Origin of the sequence: Bradyrhizobium sp. Leo170 (assembly GCF_004296405.1) — a bacterium.
Taxonomy (GTDB): domain Bacteria; phylum Pseudomonadota; class Alphaproteobacteria; order Rhizobiales; family Xanthobacteraceae; genus Bradyrhizobium.
In genome coordinates, this window is the sequence record NZ_PSRR01000520.1 from 1 (window position 1) to 3,945 (window position 3,945).

5 protein-coding genes are annotated in these 3,945 nt (G+C 59.1%); 4 read left to right on the forward strand and 1 reads right to left on the reverse strand.

What is annotated here, in order from left to right; genetic code table 11:
- Positions 1 to 150: 150 nt before the first annotated feature.
- The 4 genes from CWO89_RS41700 to CWO89_RS41715 all read left to right on the forward strand — a co-directional run bounded on the left by CWO89_RS41700 (position 151) and on the right by CWO89_RS41715 (position 3,276).
- Entirely contained in the window at positions 151 to 1,620 is a 1,470-nt protein-coding gene (locus CWO89_RS41700) for a hypothetical protein (RefSeq protein ID WP_130584047.1), read from the forward strand.
- Positions 1,621 to 1,809: 189 nt separating this feature from the next.
- Positions 1,810 to 2,169 (forward strand): hypothetical protein, encoded by a 360-nt coding sequence (locus CWO89_RS41705; protein ID WP_130584048.1) that lies wholly within the window; start codon positions 1,810 to 1,812, stop codon positions 2,167 to 2,169.
- 185 nt (positions 2,170 to 2,354) lie between these two features.
- Complete coding sequence (locus CWO89_RS41710; protein WP_130584049.1) at positions 2,355 to 2,534, forward strand: hypothetical protein; 180 nt, start codon at positions 2,355 to 2,357, stop codon at positions 2,532 to 2,534.
- 508 nt (positions 2,535 to 3,042) lie between these two features.
- Positions 3,043 to 3,276 (forward strand): hypothetical protein, encoded by a 234-nt coding sequence (locus CWO89_RS41715; protein WP_130584050.1) that lies wholly within the window; start codon positions 3,043 to 3,045, stop codon positions 3,274 to 3,276.
- A 108-nt stretch (positions 3,277 to 3,384) separates the two neighbouring features.
- On the opposite strand, the gene CWO89_RS41720 is transcribed toward CWO89_RS41715, so the two are convergent.
- Entirely contained in the window at positions 3,385 to 3,627 is a 243-nt protein-coding gene (locus CWO89_RS41720; RefSeq protein ID WP_130584051.1) for a hypothetical protein, read from the reverse strand.
- Positions 3,628 to 3,945: the final 318 nt, after the last annotated feature.

Sequence of the window (3,945 nt, forward strand, 5' to 3'; positions counted from 1 at the left end):
CGCTGCAGGGGTAGACAGACTTTTGCTGATTTGCCCGTCGGGTTGTTTTGTCGCACCCATGCCTCCACATCGTCATTGCGAGCCACCGGGTCGGCACGTTCGCGCGCGCCCTGAAAAACGTATTATAGTAAAGGGGGGCAGCAGTCGAAGATGATCCTAGTCGTTCTCTTATTGGTATTTCTCTTCAACGTGTCGCCAGCGACGGCCGAGGTGCCGACCGCGCGCGATATTGTCGATCTCGGCAAATTCGGAACGAAGATATCGAGCATCAGTTGGTGCTCCGATGAAACCTTGACCTTCGTCGATAAGCAGGCGCCTCAAGGGCCGGGTGCTGAGACGTTCTCAAGCGATATCGTGTACATGCTGTCTCTGGTCGGCGGCGATCCTCATCCGCTGGTCGTCTATCCGGCCGCCTATGCCCGCGCGGATTGCGTTCGTGGGGGTGATTTCGTGTATGTGTCGGGGGTAGCGGATCTCGCCTACAGGCCCGGCGAAGTGCCGAGAGGCGAAACGGTCGTTCGACAATCCTTCCACCATCTGGTTCGAGCCTTGCGCGACGAGAGCGGCAGAAGGTGGCCCTCGACAATCCATATTCGAAAGAGTGGCGGAGGTCCCGAAGGGCCCATGCAGACCGATGGCGCCGGCAACCTGTATAGCCGAAGCAACGGCGGCGCAGTCGAACTCAGGGACATCAATCCAGGCGGCCTGAAGCCGCGCCAGACCGAGCCGCTGAGTTATTCAATCGAGAAGGACGGCTTTGAGTTCATGGTGTTCGCCTCGGACCAAGATAGATACGGACCGCGTGATCCGAAGATCGGCATCTACGGGGTGTCGACGCCGCAGATCGGCTCTCGGAGTCTCGGCAGCTACCAATGTCCGACCCGGGCTCCCAGGCCCGGCTGCGCTAAAGACAGCAAGTCGAAAAATGTCGTCTATTACACGCTTGCTGCACATGCCACTTCGCAGTTGCCGGGTCCTGACGGGGCTCTGCCCGGCTACCAGGCCCTCTATACGGTCGTACCCGGAAAACGTCCGCTCATGCAGTACTGGCAGATTGTTGGTGCCGGTCCGTTCAAGCTTCCATATGAACTTACGGTGGCCGATATTGCGCTCGATGGAGAGCGGTGTCTTGTCCTGCTGGAGCCCAGTCGGGGTGCGGCTTCAAGCCGCGTGGCCGGTCGGTTGCGTCAGGATCTCCTGATCGCGGATTGCGAACTGAAGAATGACAGGCTCGAATACTTCGAGCCCCATGGCATCGGGCAAAAACAAGGATCGTTCATTTTTCCGAGGCTGAGTCTGCATGGAGAGACTGTCGTCGTGACGGATTTCTACGACAACAGTTCACAGGAAGAGGACCAACTCGAGCTGGAGCGGGTCGAAAGCGATCGAGCGAGAATCTGCGTACAGCTATTTCACGGCCTCAGTGCTGCATCGTTGCAGCGGACCAACTCGCTCTGCGCCTCGGCAGACCGAATTGGCGGAGGCTGGGACGTCGAGCACCTGATCGTAAGCCCCAATGCAAAGTTCATCGCATTCGCCGGCAGGGACGATGCGCTGATTGTTGGGCGCGACTATCGGAAGGACGGACGTGGGCCGGAGTGGCTCACCAACGGAGAGTGATCGGTGGCCGGCATCGTCCTCGCCCGCCGGGCAGATCTCTGACGGTCATTTCGGGCTCGCGACTTCATCGCACTCCGGAATGACGGCGGAAAAACCGGGCGGAACTTCACGGCGCGTTGAATAAAAGGTCGGAACGGTGCCCGTGTTCCACAGTTGGGCCTTCGAAGGGGCACCATTGGAGGAGGACCGATGAAGAAGCTCGCATTATTGAGTGCCGCCGCGGTGTTGGCGACGACATTCGCCACCCCGCTGATGGCGCAGGGAGTCACGCAGGAACCCGGCTCGATCGGATTCAACTATCCGAACTCGCGCTACCTGACCGGCAGCTATGGCGTCGGCACGCCCTATAACACCGGCCGCTATCCCCGCATGGGTTACCATTATCGGCAGGTCTACTACGGACCGGTCTATCACCGACCCTATTACGGGCCCGGTCCCGGCGAAGTCGCAGCTGGCGTCGTCGGTGGCGCGATCGGTACCGCAGCCGCGATCGCCGCTGCGCCGTTCGAGCCGTATGATTCCTACGCTTATTACTACGATCCTTATTGAGGAACACAGTAGCGACAAGAGAGCGGCCCAAGGGCCGCTTTTTTGTTGCCGCTTCCTGTGCGCCCTCGCGACAGCAAAGCGGCGTCGGCGCCGTTCCATCAAATCGTCACGTTCCCGGCGAATTGCGGCCAAAGCCTGTTGGCTATTGGCGAAAACCGGGCAAGCACAAACATGGGAAAAAGAAATTGTCCTACAAAATGATCGCAGAACGCGACAACGAGAAGGTCAAGGTCGAACGCCAGAGCTCATTGATCATCGTAGCCAAAGCGCGCGTCTTCGCCAGCGCCGGCTGGCAGGTCGTGATCACGGATAAAGAGGGGACGTCGTATGCTCCGGCGGAGTTTGATCGATTGTTAGCGGCGTGATCTTGCAGGTCAAAGCAGGGCGGATTGGCGCGAGCGTGATCCGCTATTCCCCTCGCAACTGATCGGCGGATTATCGCATTCGCGCAATCTGCGCGGCTAGGGGCGATCGAAGTATGATCGCCCCAGCGGCTGCTCCAGCAACTCAGCAAAACGTGAACGACCAATCGCGGGTCGCGAGCAGCGATGCGCGGACGGCGCGGCGTACATCAGCGCTTGGTGCTTGGGAAGATCATTCCATTTCAGCGCTCGATTGAGAACGTCCGCATCGTCGGCTGAGCGCTACGGCGAAGCTTCTTCCGAAGACGCATAAAAGCGGGGATGCCCCGGCCCCTTCAAAAGCACGCGTCCGCCGTGGCCGATCACGATGATGTTTTTTGGATGATGAATATCATTCTATTGAACGTGAACGTCTCATCGCTATCTGCAGCCGCGAACGCCACGATGACTTCGAGACGTTGGCGAGAGTTCAAACACGATTTGTTTGGTCAAGTCGAAAGGGGAATAGGCAATGACTAGGTTCAAGCTTTTCAGCGCGGTTGCATTGGTATCGGCGGTGATCGCAACTCCGGTGGCTGCGCAGCAGGCGGTCCAGGAGCCTGGAGCGCAGGCGTTCTATCAGAGCCTCGGCGTCGGCACCCATAATTATCCGCAGAATGCGCTGGCGTCGATCGGCCGTGTCGATCTGTCGGTCGCGCCTCCGGCGCGCCACGCGCGCGCGAGGCATCACGTTTCCAGGCAGTGACGTGGTCACAACGCCGGCCAGCATGATGTAAGCCGCCGGCTTCTTCAGACGAAGGCGGATCGCGTTCGCGCGCCGTCCGCCTTCAAGCGGTTTGAAGCGAGCCCTTGCTCAGTTCCGCCTTGCGGAGCGCCACGCCGGCACAGGATCGAGCGGCGTGCGATACAGCTCGATATTGTCGGCATCGGTGACGCGAACCGCGCAGCCTTTTGCTTTCAACTCGGGTTTGACTTGCGAGAGCTCGTTGGCGAGCTGGTCGGCTCTGTCGGAGGCGACGTGCAAGTCCTCGAGAATGATCGAGCCCTGATTCCTGAACTCTTCCCCAACGACGAGATCGAAGCTGTAGCAAGGCATCCGAACCACTCCTGTTTCGGTATGCACTGCATGGTAGCACTGAGTCGGTGGTTCCCTAAGACAAGCAACGCGCAATGGTTAAGCTCCGCGCACAAACAGTGCGCAGCGATGCGCGAATGCATCACGCGACTCGTTGTGCGATGCAAAGCTCCGTAGTTTTCCGGTGGTGAGTCGCGAGCGAACGCCGGTTGGCTGGCGCCGTCGCGCGTCAACTAAAGCGCGATGAGATGAGGATGAATCATCATCGCGCTTTAGGTTATTGTTTGAGCATGATCTTTTCGGAAAACCGCTTCACACTTTTCCGGATCATGCTCTAGC